General features: G+C 64.6%; 16 protein-coding genes. 13 read left to right on the forward strand and 3 right to left on the reverse strand.

The annotated features are described in order from the left end of the window. Positions 1 to 17 precede the first annotated feature (17 nt). Together FLQ44_RS15620 and FLQ44_RS15625 are read right to left on the reverse strand one after the other, a co-directional pair. A complete protein-coding gene (locus FLQ44_RS15620; RefSeq protein ID WP_147695162.1) occupies positions 18 to 1,295 on the reverse strand; it encodes a peptidylprolyl isomerase in 1,278 nt (425 codons plus the stop codon). After that, positions 1,295 to 3,481 carry an LPS-assembly protein LptD gene (locus FLQ44_RS15625; RefSeq protein ID WP_147695163.1) on the reverse strand — a complete coding sequence of 729 codons (2,187 nt, stop codon included), beginning with the start codon at positions 3,479 to 3,481 and terminating at the stop codon, positions 1,295 to 1,297. Before FLQ44_RS15625 ends, FLQ44_RS15620 begins: the two co-directional genes overlap by 1 nt. An 86-nt stretch (positions 3,482 to 3,567) precedes the next feature. Here FLQ44_RS15625 and amgK point away from each other — a divergent pair, with 86 nt between their 5' ends. The 13 genes from amgK to FLQ44_RS15690 all read left to right on the forward strand — a co-directional run bounded on the left by amgK (position 3,568) and on the right by FLQ44_RS15690 (position 15,066). Next, positions 3,568 to 4,614: an N-acetylmuramate/N-acetylglucosamine kinase AmgK gene (gene amgK / locus FLQ44_RS15630; protein ID WP_147695164.1), complete on the forward strand. Its 1,047-nt coding sequence runs from the start codon at positions 3,568 to 3,570 to the stop codon at positions 4,612 to 4,614. 3 nt (positions 4,615 to 4,617) lie between these two features. Beyond that, a complete protein-coding gene (murU, locus tag FLQ44_RS15635) occupies positions 4,618 to 5,319 on the forward strand; it encodes an N-acetylmuramate alpha-1-phosphate uridylyltransferase MurU (protein ID WP_147695165.1) in 702 nt (233 codons plus the stop codon). Continuing rightward, complete coding sequence (ruvC, locus tag FLQ44_RS15640) at positions 5,316 to 5,846, forward strand: crossover junction endodeoxyribonuclease RuvC (protein WP_147695166.1); 531 nt, start codon at positions 5,316 to 5,318, stop codon at positions 5,844 to 5,846. Before murU ends, ruvC begins: the two co-directional genes overlap by 4 nt. Before the next feature lie 209 nt (positions 5,847 to 6,055). Continuing rightward, positions 6,056 to 6,484 (forward strand): DUF4395 family protein, encoded by a 429-nt coding sequence (locus FLQ44_RS15645; RefSeq protein WP_170252995.1) that lies wholly within the window; start codon positions 6,056 to 6,058, stop codon positions 6,482 to 6,484. 156 nt (positions 6,485 to 6,640) lie between these two features. Beyond that, positions 6,641 to 7,561, forward strand: coding sequence for a prenyltransferase (locus FLQ44_RS15650; RefSeq protein ID WP_147695168.1), 921 nt, complete (start codon positions 6,641 to 6,643; stop codon positions 7,559 to 7,561). Positions 7,562 to 7,571: 10 nt separating this feature from the next. Continuing rightward, positions 7,572 to 8,165 carry a Holliday junction branch migration protein RuvA gene (gene ruvA / locus FLQ44_RS15655; RefSeq protein WP_147695169.1) on the forward strand — a complete coding sequence of 198 codons (594 nt, stop codon included), beginning with the start codon at positions 7,572 to 7,574 and terminating at the stop codon, positions 8,163 to 8,165. Positions 8,166 to 8,441: 276 nt separating this feature from the next. After that, on the forward strand, positions 8,442 to 9,188 hold the full coding sequence (locus tag FLQ44_RS15660; RefSeq protein ID WP_147695170.1) for an SDR family oxidoreductase: 747 nt from the start codon (positions 8,442 to 8,444) through the stop codon (positions 9,186 to 9,188). Positions 9,189 to 9,218: 30 nt separating this feature from the next. After that, positions 9,219 to 9,998, forward strand: coding sequence for an NYN domain-containing protein (locus FLQ44_RS15665; RefSeq protein WP_147695171.1), 780 nt, complete (start codon positions 9,219 to 9,221; stop codon positions 9,996 to 9,998). 76 nt (positions 9,999 to 10,074) lie between these two features. Then, positions 10,075 to 11,133: a tetratricopeptide repeat protein gene (locus FLQ44_RS15670; RefSeq protein ID WP_170252996.1), complete on the forward strand. Its 1,059-nt coding sequence runs from the start codon at positions 10,075 to 10,077 to the stop codon at positions 11,131 to 11,133. 127 nt (positions 11,134 to 11,260) lie between these two features. Beyond that, a complete protein-coding gene (ruvB, locus tag FLQ44_RS15675; protein WP_147695173.1) occupies positions 11,261 to 12,295 on the forward strand; it encodes a Holliday junction branch migration DNA helicase RuvB in 1,035 nt (344 codons plus the stop codon). Between the two features lie 2 nt (positions 12,296 to 12,297). Further along, positions 12,298 to 13,020: a glutamine amidotransferase gene (locus FLQ44_RS15680; protein WP_147695174.1), complete on the forward strand. Its 723-nt coding sequence runs from the start codon at positions 12,298 to 12,300 to the stop codon at positions 13,018 to 13,020. A gap of 43 nt (positions 13,021 to 13,063) precedes the next feature. Beyond that, positions 13,064 to 13,480 (forward strand): hypothetical protein, encoded by a 417-nt coding sequence (locus tag FLQ44_RS15685; protein ID WP_147688080.1) that lies wholly within the window; start codon positions 13,064 to 13,066, stop codon positions 13,478 to 13,480. 62 nt (positions 13,481 to 13,542) lie between these two features. Then, positions 13,543 to 15,066, forward strand: a complete 1,524-nt coding sequence (locus FLQ44_RS15690; RefSeq protein WP_147695175.1) for a cryptochrome/photolyase family protein — start codon at positions 13,543 to 13,545, stop codon at positions 15,064 to 15,066. A gap of 76 nt (positions 15,067 to 15,142) precedes the next feature. Here FLQ44_RS15690 and proB read toward each other — a convergent pair whose 3' ends face one another. Further along, a complete protein-coding gene (proB, locus tag FLQ44_RS15695) occupies positions 15,143 to 16,261 on the reverse strand; it encodes a glutamate 5-kinase (protein WP_147695176.1) in 1,119 nt (372 codons plus the stop codon). Positions 16,262 to 16,278 lie beyond the last annotated feature (17 nt).

Consider the following 16,278-nt stretch of genomic DNA (forward strand, 5'->3'; position numbering starts at 1 on the left):
GGCGGGCATGGCCCGGTTTATTTTTCGACCAGGCGGTCATCGATAAAGGCGCTGGCGCGTAGCTGTTCCAGCCAGTCGATGTAGCTTTGTTCGATCTTGCGCTGACGAATCTGCTGTTTCACCACCAGTTTTTCGCGGTCGGTAGACACATCCTGGCTACGTACGTCTTCCAGCAGGATCAGGTGCCAGCCAAACGGGGTTTTTACCGGCTCGCTGACTTGCTTGGCCTGTAGCTGGCGGAAGGTGCGCTCGAAATCGGGCACGGTATCGCCTTCGTTTACCCAGCCCAGATCCCCACCCAGCGAGGCGGAGCCGTCTTCGGAAAACTGGCGGGCCATGTCTTCAAACTTGGCACCGCGCTTGATGCGGTCTTGTACCTGCAGGATGCGGGCATAGGCATCGGTGTCCGAGGTGGCTTCGTTGGTTTTCACCAGAATGTGGCGCACCTTGTGCTGTTTCACATATTGCGGGCCGCTGGTGTCGCGCTTGTCTACCAGCTTGAACAGGTACAGGCTGCCGCTGGCGCGTACCAGCTCGGTGACGCCGCCCACCGGCAGGGTGTTCAGTAGCTGGATAAAGTCTTGCGGCAGGGCACTGGCGTTGCGCCAGCCCAGATCACCGCCTTGCAGGGCATTGCTGGCTTCGGAATAGGCCGCTGCCACCTGGCCAAACGATTTGCCGGCTTTGATTTCGGCGGCAGCCTTCAGCAGTTTCTGGCGGCGTTCTTCTATCTGGGCCGGGGTGGCACGTTCGGGAATATTGACCTGGATGGCGGCCAAACGGTACTCGATACGGTTCAGGCCGGTGGTGGTTTGCTGTACCTGGGCGACTTCCTGGTCGGTCACATTCACGCGGCTGTTCACTTCGCGCTCTTTGATGCGTTCCAGCAGCAGGTCACTGCGCAGCTGCTCGCGCAGCTTGGCAATGCTGCTGCCGTCTTTTTCCACCAGGGCGCGCAGGCCGGCCAGGTCGGTTTTGTTCTGCTGGGCGATGCTTTGCAGCGCTTGGTCCAGCTCCAGCTCGCCAATGCGCAGGCCGTTATTGTTGGCGTACTGCAGCTGCAGCTGCTCGTTGATCATCATGTCCAGTACCTGGCGTGACAGCACGTCGGCAGCCGGTGCCTCGATACTCTGCCGCTGCAGGTTCAGCTGTGCCGCACGCACTCGCTGCGCCAGCTCGGACTGGGTAATCACACTGTTGTTTACCACGGCAACGATGCGGTCTACGGTGGAAATGGCCAGCGCAGGGGTGGCCAGGCAAGCAGAAACCAAGGCGGCAAGGAAAAGCTTTTTCATTATTTGTCTGCAGTCTCGTTGATCTTGCTGTAGCCCGGTATGGCCAGGCGCAGCGTTTCCAGTGGGTTATTGCCTATGCTGCTGAGGTCTTTGAGCTCCAGCTGCAGGAAGAAGGCATTCTTGGTCTTGGTCAGGTCGGTGACGTAGCGCTGGGCCACCAGACGGGTGCTCCAGCAGCCTTGCTGATACTCGATACCGGCCAGCTGCTCCAGCGCTTTCCTGTCGCGCAGCGAGTAGTTCTGCCGTGCTACGGCGTACCACTGCCGTGCCAGCGGCCATTGCCCGGCGATATCCAGCTGGCGCAGTACGTCACGCTGGCTGCTGGTACCCACGATTTCGTCACGGCCATAGCGGTAGCGCACGCTCACGGCTTTGCCGGGGGCCGGGTTGTAGCGTAGCTGGGCATTGTAGCGCTCGGTTTTGCCCAGTGTCTGGTTGTACTGGTAGCTGGCGTCCAGGCGCAAGGCGCGGCTGATGTCGCCGCCCAGGGTCAGCAGCAAGTCAGAGCCGCCCTGGCTGCGCTGGGTGGTGGTGCCGGCCAGCGTGGTGTCGCTTCTATCCAGGTAGAAACGTTGACCCACGGCCACGCGCAGTCGTTCCAGTCCGCTATCGTTATCCAGCATGCGGCTGGTCAGTGCTGCGGTGATCTGGTTGGCCGCATTGATACGGTCGTAGCCGGAAAAGCGGTTTTCGCTGAACAGCTGCGCAAAGTTGAAGTCGTTTTCCGAAGTATCAAAGTTAGGCAGATTGCTTTGTTCGGTACTGGGGATATTGACGTAGTACAGCCGCGGCTCCAGCGTCTGGCTAACCATGTTGCCATGCAGGATACTGTCGCGCTCGAACACCAGGCCGCTGTCCAGGCTGGTAATCGGCAGGGTACGGTCCAGGGTATAGCCTGCCTGCCCCTTGTGGCTGTCCAGCTGGTAGCGGGTATGGTGCAGGCCGATTTTGGGGCGAATAAAGCCCCATGGCCGCTCCAGTGCCCAGGTCACGCTAGGGTAGGCCACCGTGCGCCAGCCTTCCAGCTTGCTGCGGTGGTCAAAACGGGTGATTTCGCTTTCCAGCGCCAGGCGGAAGTCACCCAGCTGCTGATTACTGGTGGCCACCAGCTGTGGTACACGGGCGTAGGGCTCTTCTACGCTGCCGGTGCTGTCTTGCAGGGTCTGGTAGCGCTGTGCCTTGAGCGTGATGCTGGCCCAGCCCGGGTTGTACGCCAGCCAGGCTTCACGCAGCAGGTTCACGTTGGCCGCGGCACTGTTGCGGTCGCCAAAATCCTTGAAATAGTCGTTATCCGATACCTTGGTGCCATTCACGCCGGCGCTGAGCTGGCTACCAAAGCTTTGGGTATGGGTGAGCTGCCACAGCGCGCGCTTTTTGTCTGCCTTGGTATCGTCCAGCTGTTCGGTGGTGATCTTGCCGCTGTAGTCCGGCTGTAGGTAACGCCCCTCCGCCCCCAGCATCAGGCCGCGCTGGGCCATATAGGTGGGGGTAATGGTGGCGTCCATATTGGGCGCGATATTCCAGTAATAAGGCACGGCTAGCTGCAGGCCGTCGCTACCGGTTTTTACGGTGGGGAATAGCAGGCCGCTCTTGCGCCCGCCGTCCAGCGGGAAATCGATCCACGGCGTGTACAGGATGGGTACGCCCTGGAACTCGATACGCGCATTGCGCGCCACGCCCACGTTGCGGCCGTAGTCCAGGTCGATGGTGCCCGCCTTCAGATACCAGGAGTCGTCGTTGGGCTCGCAGGTATTGGCGCGGGTGCCTTGTAGTTGGTACAGCCCTTTACCTTGCATGCGCAGGGTGTCGGCGGTGCCGCGCAGGGTACGGCCCTGGTCCTGGAAGGCAAAGTCGGCCTGGCTGGCGCTGCCGGTCTGTGTGTCCAGGTAGCTTTCCAGATTGTCGCCTTCAATCGTACTGCCGGCCTGGCGCAGAGTGGCACGCTGGCCGGCGCGGACGTATTGCTTGTCGACGTAGTATTCCAGCCAGTCGGCTTCAAACTGCTGGCCATCACGCTCGGCGCGCACATTGCCCTCGGCTTTGAGCTGCACGTTCATCTGGCCATCGATACGATCGGCCTCTATGTGCAACACCCCGGTGGACACGGCGTCGGCCAGGGCAGGGGTGCACAGGAACAGCGGGAACATGGCCGCAGCGAGCGGCGATAGGCGAAAGCGTGGCGGCATCGGGCAGTGTCGGCCCGGCGCGTGTTGGGGCCGGGCAAAGCGGTTACAATCGCTGCATTGTACCCAATTTACTGGTATACGCGACTATGCAGCGATTAGAAGCCCTGAAGGCGTGGCTGGCCACGCAGTTTCCCGGCCAGGACGTGGCCGTAGAGTTTGCCGCGGCCGACGCCGATTTCCGCCGTTATTTCCGTGCCACCCTGGCCGATGGCAGTACCCGCATCGTGATGGATGCCCCGCCCGAGCACAAAAACACCGACAGTTTCGTCAGCGTGCGCGCACTGTTTGCGCCGGCGGCCAACGTGCCGGCCATCCATGCCCGCGACGCAGAGCAGGGCTTCATGCTGCTGCAGGACATGGGCAAGGTCACCTACCTGGCCGCCCTGCTGCACGACGAGCGCACCCTGGTGCACAAACACCTGCTGCTGGAGGCGGTAGACACGCTGGTAGCCATCCAGCAGCTGAGCCAGCCGGATGTGCTGCCCGTGTTCGACCGCGCCTTCCAGCTGCGCGAAGTCAACCTGCTACCAGAGTGGTTTGCCACCAAAGAGCTGGGCAAGCCGCTGACCTTTGCCCAGCGCAAGCTGTGGGATGCCGGCATTAACGTGCTGCTGCCTGCCATCGACGCCCAGGCCAAGGTGTACATGCACCGCGACTTTACCGTGCGCAACCTGATGCTCACCTCCGGCCAGCCGGGCGTGCTGGACTTCCAGGACGCGGTATATGGCCCCATCGCCTACGATCTGGTGTCGCTGCTGCGCGACGCCTTTATCGGCTGGGACGAAGAGTTCGTGCTGGATGTGGTGGTGCGCTACTGGGAAAAAGCCCGCGCCGCCGGCCTGCCGGTGCCGGCGCAGATCGACGATTTCTATCGCGACGTGGAGTGGGCCGGTATCCAGCGCCACCTCAAGATTGTGGGCCTGTTTGCCCGCCTGGCGCACCGCGACGGCAAAATCCAGTACCTGGCCGAGATCCCGCGCTTCCTGCGTTACCTCAAGAAAGCCACGCGCCGCTACGGCGAGCTGCTGCCGCTGTTCCAGCTGCTGGCCGACCTGGTGGGCCTGGACGAAGAAGACAACGACGACAGCATCCAGTCGGTGTTCAGCCACACCCGCATTGCCTCGGACGAGTAAACCATGCACGCCATGATCCTGGCCGCCGGGCGCGGCGAACGCATGCGCCCGCTCACCGACCATACCCCCAAGCCGCTGCTGGACGTGGGCGGCCAGCCGCTGATCGTGTGGCATATCCAAAGGTTGGCCGCCGCCGGCTTTACCGATATCGCCATCAACCACGCCTGGCTGGGTAGCCAGATCGAGGCCGCGCTGGGTGACGGCAGCCGCTACGGCGTGCGCCTGGCCTACTCGGCAGAAAGCACCGCGCTGGAAACCGCCGGTGGCATAGCCACTGCCTTGCCGCTGCTGGGTGATGCACCGTTTCTGGTGGTCAATGGCGACGTGCTCACCGATGTGGATTTCGCCACGCTGCGGCCAACCTTGGCCGCACTGGATGGCACAAGCCGTCTAGCGCACCTGCTGCTGGTGACTAACCCGCCGCACAACCCGGCGGGTGATTTCGGCCTGCTGCCCGCTGGCGGCGTCAGCGCCAGCGCCGCCGATGGCGAAGGGCTGACCTTTTCCGGTATCGGCCTGTACCACCCGGCACTGTTCGCAAACACCCCGGCCGGCCAGCCGGCCAAGCTGGCACCGCTGCTGCGCTCCGCCATGGCGCAGCAGCAGGTGAGCGGCCAGGCGCACCGTGGCCTGTGGCTGGACGTGGGCACGCCCGAACGCCTGGCCGAGGCCGACGCCATCGCCCGCCGCTGGGCGCGGCCGTGAAGCGGCGCATCCTCGGCATCGACCCCGGCAGCCGCATCTGCGGCTTCGGCGTGATCGACATCGTGGGCAACCAGCGCCATTACGTGGCGTCCGGCGCCATCCGCACGCCGCAGGGTGCCAGCCTGGCCGAGCGGGTGAAGGTGCTGGTAAACGGCATCCATCAGGTGATCGACACCTACCAGCCCACCGAGGCGGCGCTGGAGCAGGTGTTCGTCAACGTCAACCCCGCCGCCACGCTGATGCTGGGCCAGGCGCGCGGCGCCTGCATGACCGCGCTGGTGATCAAGGACCTGCCAGTGGCCGAGTACACCGCACTGCAGGTCAAGCAATCGGTGGTGGGGCAGGGCAAGGCGCCCAAAGAGCAGGTGCAGTTCATGGTGGTAACCATGCTCAACCTGTCCGGCACGCCGCAGGCCGACGCCGCCGACGCGCTGGCGGTGGCTTTGACGCACGCCAACCACAGCGGCGGTGCCGTGGGCAAGCTGGCCAAGCTGGGCTACAAGATACGCGGCGGGCGGCTGGTGTAGGCACCATGCCGTGTTGCAAGCAGCCTGTGTAAAACATGCCGCCCGTCGTTGACCGGCGGCATGACGTTTTGTGAGGCGGGGATGACGGTGGTTTGTAAAGGAGGCATTGCGTGGCTTGGCTTGCTTTATAATATACTTAAATATATATTGTAGGCATCGGGATGGGCTCGCACTGGGTCTGTCGTGTCATCCGAATAAGGAGTGCTGCTATGCTGCGTTTTGATGTTCCTGCCGTGTGGTCCAACGTCATCCGTCTGGAAGCGTTCATCACCTTTGCGCTCAGCGCGCTGGCGCTGTACACCGCTACCCCGTGGCTGATGTTGCCTTTGCTGGCACAGGGGCTGGTGCGTGGCTTTATCGGCCATCACCGCTGCCCATCGCACGGGCTATGGAAAACCCTGCTGCAAAAGCTGGGCAAAGCCGGCAAAAAGGAAAACGCTGGCGCCAAGATGTTTGCCAACAAACTGCTGTTCATCGCGAGCAGTGTCAGCCTGATGCTGGCTGCCGGCGGCCTGTGGCAGTGGCAGGTTCCGGCCACCGTGCTGGTGGTGTTTGCTACGCTGGAGTGGGCGCTGTCGTTCTGCGCCGCCTGCTGGGCCTACACCCTGTGGTATCGCGTTTTCCCGGTACAGACCTGAGTCGCACATCCCTTCTGAAAATACCAGCCCATGGCTGGTATTTTTCTATAGAAAAGCCGGCTTGACGGGGCCACGGCAGCCGGCTGCCGGGTCAAGCCATTTGCGCTACGGCGCAGCTCACGTATGCTGGACGGGTTGCCCGTTCAAGAGCCCGCCATGCACGCCACCACACCACACGCTTCCGAAACCGACCTGTCCGCGCTGCTGGCGCACCCGGCGCGCTGGCTGCTGGCCACGCGGCCGGCCTTTCTCACGCTCACGCTGGGTGGCGTGCTGCTGGGCCTGGCCATGGCTGGCCCGCAGGCGCTGGCACAGGGTTGGCCGCAGGCGCTGCTGGCAGTGCTACTGGCCTTGCTGTGCCACGCGGCGGTGAATGTGATCAACGACGTGGCCGACCACGACAACGGCAGCGATGAGGCCAACCTGCAGCGCGAATACCCGTTTACCGGCGGTAGCCGTTTCATTCAGGCGGGTGTGCTCACGCGCCGCCAGATGGCGTGGCTGGCGGCCGGCCTCTTCGCCGTGGTGACGGCTGGCGGCCTGTGGCTGGTGTGGCAAGCCGGCGCGGGCCTGTTCTACACCGGCCTGGCGGGGGTGGCGCTGGGCTGGGCTTATTCCGCGCCGCCGCTGCGGCTTAATAGCCGTGGTCTGGGCGAGCTGACGGTGGCGCTGTGTTTTGCCCTGCTGCCAGTAGGCGTGCTGCAAGTATTGCAGGCACCGGTACCCGCCGGGCTCGTGTGGTTGGCCGCAGGCTATGGCGTGGCCGCTGCCTTACTGCTGTTTGCCAACCAGTTTCCCGACCGCCAAGCCGACGCGCTGGCCGGCAAGCGCCACTGGGTAGTGCGCCTCAGCCACGCCGCGGCGGTACGTGGCTACCTGTTGCTGGCTGTGCTGGCCATGGTGTTGCCGCTACTGGCCGGCCAGCCGTGGCTGCTGTGCCTGTTGCCGCTCTACCTGCGCGCCTGGCGTGCCTTGCAGCAACAGCAACTGCGCGCCGCCATCATTCCCACTATCATGGCGGCCAACCTTTACCCTTTGTTGCTGGCTGCCAGCCTGTGGCTGCGGCCAACCTTGTGAAAGACACCCCATGATCGGACGACTCAGCGGTACGCTTATCGAAAAACTGCCGCCGCAAATCACTGTGGACGTGAACGGCGTTGGCTACGACGTCGATGTGACCATGACCACCTTCTACCAGCTGCCGGCGCTGGGCCAGAAAACCACGCTGTTCACCCACCTGGTCGTGCGCGAGGACGCGCACCTGTTGTACGGCTTTGCCACCCGCGACGAGCGCGAAACCTTCCGCCAGCTGATCAAGGTCAGCGGCATTGGTGCCAAGATCGCGCTGGCGATCCTGTCCGGTATGAGCACCGACGAGCTGGCCGTGGCCGTGGCCAGCGAAGACCTGAAGCGCCTGTCCAGCGTGCCCGGCATCGGCAAGAAAACTGCCGAGCGCCTGGTGCTGGAGCTGCGCGGCAAGCTGGCCAGCGGCAGCAACCTGACCGTGCCCGGCGGCCTGCCGTTTGCCGCCACGCCGGACGACAAGAGCGATATCGTCAACGCGCTGCTGGCGCTGGGTTACAACGATAAAGAAGCCGCCGCCGCCACCAAGGGCCTGCCGCTGGACGTGACCGTCAGCGACGGCGTGCGCCTGGCGCTGAAAAACCTGATGAAAGGCTAGGGCCTGTTAACGCTATTTTTGATGCGGCGGCGCCTGTCAGGCGGCGGCAATGCGCGAAAAACCGGGCGCAGCAGGGCGATCCCTGCCAGCACGGTTTGACAAAGCAGTGCCCCGCATGGCGCGCGCCCCGAAGGGCAGGCCCGATAAGCTTCCCACTGCGGCGTTGTCGGACTTGCGCTGGGAACCACCCAGCGCATCGCCCTCCGCCTGGCATTGGAAAACTTCTCGAGCCTGCGCCGCAGCAATAAATAGTGTTAACAGGCCCTAGGACCCACCATGCAGAAAGTGCTGCTGATTACCGGTGCCAGCCGTGGCATTGGCGCGGCTACCGCCAGCTTGGCCGCACGCCGTGGCTGGGCGGTAGCGGTGAACTACCATCGCCAGGCTGACGCCGCGCAGGCGGTGGTGGACACCATCCGCGCCGAGGGCGGCCGCGCCGTGGCACTGGCGGGCGATGTGGCGGATGAGGCGGCAGTGCTGCGCCTGTTTGCCGACACCGAAGCCGCGCTGGGGCCGCTGTCGGCACTGGTGAACAACGCCGGCGTACTGGCCCCGCAAATGCCGCTGGTCGAGATGGACGTGGCGCGCTGGCAGCGCATGCTGGCCACCAATGTGCTGGGGCCGCTGCTGTGCTGCCGCGAGGCGGTGCGGCGTTTGTCCACCCGCCGGGGCGGGCAGGGCGGTGCCATCGTCAATGTGTCGTCGGCGGCCGCGCGGCTGGGTTCGCCCGGCGAGTACGTAGACTACGCCGCCAGCAAGGGCGCGCTGGATACGCTGACGCTGGGCCTGGCCAAAGAAGTGGCGGCCGAGGGCATACGCGTCAACGGTGTGCGCCCCGGTTTTATCTACACCGACATGCACGCCGACGGCGGCGAGCCCGGCCGCGTGGATCGCGTCAAGGCCGGCATACCGCTGCAGCGTGGCGGCCAACCCGAAGAAGTAGCGGCTGCCATCTTGTGGCTGCTGTCCGACGAAGCCTCGTTTACCACCGGCCATATGCTGGACGTGGCCGGCGGCCGCTAGGCATTCATCTTTAACCTGCAAGGACACCCCATGGCCAACGTAGCCGTATTGATCGACGCCGACAATGTGTCGCCCGCCTGGATAGAAGACGTGCTGGAAGAAGCCGGCAAGCTTGGCGTGCTGGCGCTCAAGCGCGTGTACGGTGATTTCAGCCGCCACGACAAAGCCTGGCGCGACCTGTGCGCGCGCTTTGCCATCCACCCGATACAGCAGTTTCCCAATACCAAGGGCAAGAACGCGTCCGACATCACCCTGGTGATCGACGCCATGGACATGCTGCACTCCGGCCGCTACCACAGCTTTTGCCTGGTCTCCAGCGACAGCGATTTTTCGCGCCTGGCCACCCGCCTGCGCGAAGACGGGCTGGAAGTGTGGGGCTTTGGCGAAGAGAAAACCCCCGGCGCCTTTGTGAACGCCTGCAGCAAGTTCGTCTACGTGGAAGTGCTGGCGCTGGACGATGTGGCCGCCAAGGTAGACGACGCCGGCGGCAAAGAAGAAGCCGCCAGCTCGGGCAAAGCAGCCCAGGCCAGCCGCGTGCTGCGCCCGCTGGATAAAAAGCTGCGTGCGCAGTTCCAGAAAGGCATCGAAAGCATGGACGACGACGAAGGCTGGGCCGACCTGGGCGGCGTAGGCAGCTTGCTGGGGCAGTGGATGCCGGACTTCGACCCGCGTAATTACGGCTTTGCCAAGCTGTCCGACCTGGTGGTGAAATCCGGCTGGTTCGACGTGCACAAAGCCAGCAGCGGCCGTGGCGGCGTGTCCATCCGCCTGAAGCCGGGCAACGGCGGCGGCCGCAAGGGCGGGCGCTGATATGCGGCTATGGCGATGGCTGGCCTTGGGGCTGTGCTGGCTGGCCTTGCCCGCTTGGGCAGATTTGGCTGGCGGCATGCAGGCTTACCAGCGGCAAGATTACGCACAAGCACAGCAGTATTTTGAGACGGCAGCAGCGGAAGGCAACGAGATCGCCGCAGATTTCGTGCGTGTGATTATTGACAGAGAGCCGCAACAGCCACGGCTAGCGCGCTGGTTGGCCCTTGAGCGGGTGGACGGTGGTGTGATGTTGAATGGCCGTTTTGGCAATTTGTTCTTTACGCCGAAGGCAAGCCCAGCTGTCCGGCGCGGGCTGCCGGCCCGCGCAGCAGCCGGTGATGCCGTAGCACAGTGGATGCTGGCCATGATGCTGCATTCCGGGCAGGGCGGGCCGGTAGATTTGCCGGAAGCGGTTCGCTGGTATCGGGCTGCTGCCGCGCAGGGTAACGTCCCTGCCATGGACAACCTGGGTGCGATCTACCAGTACGGCCCGGTGTCATTGCGGGACCCGGCCGCCGGGCTTGCGTTGTGGCAACAGGCAGCCCGCGCTGACAGCTTTGTCAGCCAGTACAACCTGGGGGTCAGCTACTTTCTGGGCGACGGGGTGCCGCGCGATGTGGACCAGGCGCTGTACTGGTGGCGTCTGGCAGCCCAAAACGATTGGTTATTTCCAATGCGGGCGCTGGCGGAAACCCATGCCGAGCTGCGTGAGAAAGACCCCTACCACGCCCGCCAGGCGCAGTTGTGGTATCAGCGGGCGGCCCAGCAAGGGAATGCCGCAGCCCAGTACGAGTTGGCGCGCATCTATCGTTACGGTTGGGGGGTAGCACGTGACGAGCGCCAGATGCTGAGCTGGTACCGGCAGGCAGCGTTGAACAAGTACGAAGATGCCATGAAGACCTTGCGCGAGCTGTTCCACGCTGGCGATCACGTGGCGCAAGACCTGCCGATGGCCTACGCCTTGGCCGTGTTGATGTATGCCGACGGGGACTCGATCTTTTACCAGCAAAGGATTGACAGCCAGATGAGCGAGGCGCAGCGCACCGAAGCCAGGGCGCTGGCGGCGCGGGTAGTGGACAAAGCCCAGCTGGCTGCGGCCCTTGCCGAACGCCTGGACAAGCCTGTGCAACCGTAACTGCACCCCGCCAGGCGGCCACACTGGACTACCTGGCGCGGCGACCTTGCCACGGCCAACGTTGGCCGCACGCAGGGCGCTGCCATGCGGTGGTAACATCAGCTTATTGCCTGTTAGCGACTTCGTCATGATCCAGACCGATAACCTGATCGGCGGCGCGCCCGAGCGCCGCATTGTTACCCCGCAGCGTGCTTCCGAGCAGGAAGAGGTGTTGGAGCGCGCGCTGCGCCCCAAGATGCTGGACGAGTACGTGGGCCAGAAAAAGGCGCGCGAGCAGCTGGAAATCTTCATCGAGGCCGCCAAAAAACGCGGCGAGGCGCTGGACCACGTGTTGCTGTTCGGCCCGCCGGGCCTGGGCAAGACTACGCTGGCGCACATTGTGGCGCGCGAGATGGGCGTGAACCTGCGCCAGACCAGCGGCCCCGTGCTGGAGCGCGCCGGCGACCTGGCCGCGCTGCTGACCAATCTGGAACCGCACGACGTGCTGTTCATCGACGAAATCCACCGCCTGAGCCCGGTGGTGGAGGAAATCCTCTACCCGGCGCTGGAGGATTACCAGATCGATATCATGATCGGCGAAGGCCCGGCCGCGCGCTCGGTAAAAATCGACCTGCCGCCGTTCACACTGATCGGCGCCACCACCCGCGCCGGTATGCTCACCAACCCGCTGCGCGACCGCTTCGGCATTGTGGCGCGGCTGGAGTTTTACACCGCTGAAGAGCTGACGCGGATTGTCAGCCGTTCGGCCGGCCTGCTGAACGTGGAGCTGGCCGACGACGGCGCCTTCGAAGTCGCGCGCCGCAGCCGGGGTACGCCGCGTATTGCCAACCGCCTGCTGCGCCGCGTGCGCGATTACGCCGAGGTGCGCGCCAATGGCATTGTGAGCGCGCAGGTGGCAGACGCGGCGCTGGCCATGCTGGACGTGGACCCGGCCGGGCTGGACGTGATGGACCGCAAATTGCTTCAAGCCATACTGGACAAATTCGGTGGCGGGCCGGTAGGCCTGGACAACGTGGGCGCGGCCATTGGCGAATCTACCGACACCATCGAAGACGTGATCGAACCCTATCTGATCCAGCAGGGCTACCTGCAGCGTACCCCGCGTGGCCGTATGGCTACCGCGCTGGCGTACATGCATTTCGGCCTGCCGGTAAAAGAGTAAGCATGAAGCAGAAACTGATCATCAAGACTGGTGAGCCAGGCACCCCGGTGCGCGATAGCCGCGGGCGTTTTGAAGACTGGATCGTGCGCGAAATGGGCGAGCAGCCTGGCAGCTGGCGCGTGGTGTGGGTAGCCGCGGGCGAGACGCTGCCACCGGTAGAGCAGGTGGCCGGGGCGGTGATCACCGGCTCGCTGGCCATGGTCAGCGACCGCCTGCCGTGGAGCGAGGCCACGGCGGCCTGGCTACGCGAGGCGCACGCCGCGCAGCTGCCGTTGCTGGGCATCTGCTTTGGCCACCAGCTGCTGGCGCATGCGCTGGGCGGCGAGGTGGGCTACCACCCGCAGGGGCCGGAGGTGGGCTCGGTGCAAATCCAGCGCCACGAGCACGCCGCGGCCGACCCGCTGCTAGGCGGCCTGCCGCCACGCTTTGCGGCCAACGCGTTTCATTGGCAAACCGTGCTGCGCCTGCCGCCCGGCGCCACGCTATTGGCCAGCAACGAGATGGAGCCGCACCACGCTTTTCGCCTGGGCAATACCTGGGGCCTGCAGTTTCACCCGGAATTCGACGCAGACTCCACCCGCCACTTCATCCAGCTGGCGGCGCCCGCGCTGGAAAAAGCCGGCCTGCAGCCGCCACAGCTGGCGCAGCAGGTTTGCCCCACGCCCGAGGCGGCCAGCCTGCTGCGCCGCTTCGCCGTTTTGCTGGCCGGGCCCGCTACGGCGTAGAATGCAGCCAAGCCAACCATAGGCATACCAAAAGGGAGAAACCATGTTTTACGCCTTGCTCATCGTCACTCTGGGCGTCGCGCTGCTGACGTCTGTGCTGGTGGCGCGCTTTTTCAGCGACGCCGTGCTGAAAATCCTCAAAAGCATCATCGGGCCGGAGCTGGCCGACGCCTGGCGCAAATACATGAGCTTTGCCATTGTGGTGGTAGGTGTGTCCGGCGGTGTCAGCACGTATGAGATCCAGAAATACCTGCAAACCGGCCGCGAGCAGACCATCGAGCTGACCGGCCCGCGCTGGACTATCGAAATCTACCGCACCGTGATCGATACGCTGTCGCAGATTTCGTGGGTGATGTTGCTGTTCTTTCTGTGCGCCATGGTGGCTTACGTGATCGTGCGGGTTGCCGAAAGCACGCGAGACCAGCGCCGCCAGCGCAAGGAAGACGACGACGCGGTGTAAGCCCTGTTATTCGTTACCACACGGCTCGCCACGCAGGCGGGCCGTTTGTTTTGGAGCCTGCCATGCAACTGCGCCTGATTCTGGGCGACCAGCTTAACGCTGCCCACAGCTGGTACCGCGAACGCCGCGACGACGTGGTGTACGTGCTGATGGAAACCCGTAGCGAAGCCGGCTACGTGCGCCACCACGCGCAGAAAGTGCTGGCGCTGTTTGCCGCCATGCGCGGCTTTGCCAACGCGCTGCAGGCCGCCGGCCACCGCGTGCATTACCTGCGCATTGGCGATGCGGCCAACCAGCACGATTTTGCGGCCAACCTGGCGTGGCTGGCTGCACAGTATGGCGCCAGCAGCCTGGCCTGCCAGCAGGCCGACGAGCGCCGGGTGGACGCGCTGCTGGCCGCCCTGCCGCAGCAGCTGGGCCTGCCGCTCGTGCAAGTGGACAGCGAGCACTTCTACACCACGCGTGACGAAGCGGCGCGGCTGTTCGGCAGCAAGGGCTGGCGCATGGAAACCTTCTACCGCCGCATGCGGCAGCAGCACGGCGTGTTGCTGGACTCCGCTGGCAAGCCGGAAGGCGGGCAGTGGAACTACGATGCGGCCAACCGCGAGCCCTACCTCGGCGAGGTGGCGTTGGCCGCCTGGCCGTTTGCCGCACACGACTTGTCGGCATTGTGGCAGGAGATTGTCGATGCCGGTGTGCCGACGTTGGGCGAGCCGCAGGCCGGTGCACTACCGTGGCCGCTGACCCGGCGCGAGGCCCGCGCCTGGCTGGCGGACTTCATCCAGCAGCGGCTGCGCCATTTTGGCCGCTATCAGGACGCGCTGGTGCACGGCGAGGCCTGGCTGTTTCACAGCGGGCTCAGCTTTGCGCTGAATACCAAAATGCTGTCACCGCACGAGGTGGTGCTGGCCGCCGAGGCCGCCTGGCGCAGCGACCCGACGCTACCGCTGGCCAGCGTGGAAGGCTTTATCCGCCAGATTCTGGGCTGGCGCGAATACGTGCGCGGCGTGTACTGGGCACGGTCGGATTTTGGCAGCGTCAACGCGCTGCAGCACCGCCGGCCACTACCGCGCTGGTTCTGGGATGGCGATACCGGCATGGCCTGCGTGGCGCAGGCGGTGCGCGGCAGCCTGCAGCACGCCTATGCCCACCATATCCAGCGCCTGATGGTCACCGGCAATATCGCGCTGCTACTGGGCTGTGACCCGGACGAGGTAGACGCCTGGTATCTGGGTATTTACATCGATGCCTTCGAGTGGGTGGAGCAGCCCAATACCCGCGGCATGAGCCAGTGGGCGGATGGCGGCTTCATGGCCAGCAAGCCGTATGTGTCCGGCGGCGCCTACCTGTCGCGCATGGGCGACCACTGTGCGCATTGCCGTTATGCGGTGAAGCAGAAAACCGGCCCCGCTGCCTGCCCGTTCAACAGCCTGTACTGGCATTTTCTGGCACGGCACGAGGCGGTGCTGGCGGCCAACCCGCGCTTGGCCATGCCCTACGCCAGCTGGCGCAAGATGGACGAGGGTGCGCGCCAGGCACTGCTGGCGCAGGCCGAGGCCTATTTGCAGGATGTGGACAGCTTGTAGCGACGGCCATGAAAAATGCCGTCCACCGGGGCGGGGGACGGCATCAGGGTTGGCCGCAACGGCCCGCCACACGCGTTTACAGCGTGACCATATTGTCTCGGTGTACCAGCTCCGGCTCCACCAGATAGCCCAGCACGCTTTCGATGTCGCGCGTGGCTTTGCGCATGATCAGGCGCGCTTCTTCCGAGCTGTAGTTCACCAGGCCGCGTGATACCTCTTGGCCTTGCTCGTCCACACAGGCCACGGCATCGCCACGCAGGAAGCTGCCTTCTACCGCTACTACCCCCACGGGCAGCAGGCTGGTGCCCTTTTCGCGTACCGCCAGCGCGGCACCGGCATCCAGTACCAGCTTGCCGGACAGCTGCAGGTGGTCGGCCAGCCACTGCTTGCGTGCGGCCAGGCGGGTGGTAGGGGCGTTCAGCTGGGTACCGATGGCTTCGCCATCGGCCAAGCGCGACAGCACGCTGGCTTCGCGGCCGCTGGCAATCACGGTGGCGGCGCCGCTGCGCGCGGCGCGTTTGGCGGCGATGATCTTGGTGTACATGCCGCCGGTGCCCACGCTGGAGCCGGCACCACCGGCCATGGCTTCCAGTGCCGGGTTGCCGGCTTCGGCATCGTGGATGAATTCGGCGTCGGGGTCTTTGCGCGGGTCGGCGCTGTACAGGCCACGCTGGTCGGTAAGAATCACCAGCGCGTCGGCCTCGATCAGGTTGGTCACCAGCGCGCCCAGCGTGTCGTTATCGCCAAAGCGGATCTCGCTGGTCACCACGGTGTCGTTCTCGTTGATGATGGGGACCACGCCCAGCGTGAGCAGGGTGGACAGCGTGGTGCGCGCATTGAGGTAACGCAGGCGGTCGGACAGGTCTTCGTGGGTCAGCAGTACCTGGGCGGTTTGCAGGCCGTATTCGCGGAAGGCGCTTTCATACGCCTGGCACAGGCCCATCTGGCCCACGGCGGCGGCGGCTTGCAGTTCGTGCACGGCCTTGGGGCGCTTGGCCCAGCCCAGGCGCTGGCAGCCTTCGGCGATGGCGCCGCTGGAAACCAGCACCACTTGTTTGCCACGGCGGCGCAGCTCGGCAATTTCGGCGGCCCAGCGCGCCAGTGCGCCGTGGTCCAGGCCTTTGCCGTCGTTGGTTACCAGGCTGGAGCCTACTTTCACCACGATGCGCGTGGCGGTATGAATCACCGATTGCATCCGTACTGCTTCCTGTT

This window comes from Vogesella mureinivorans, assembly GCF_007644035.1.
GTDB lineage: Bacteria > Pseudomonadota > Gammaproteobacteria > Burkholderiales > Chromobacteriaceae > Vogesella > Vogesella mureinivorans.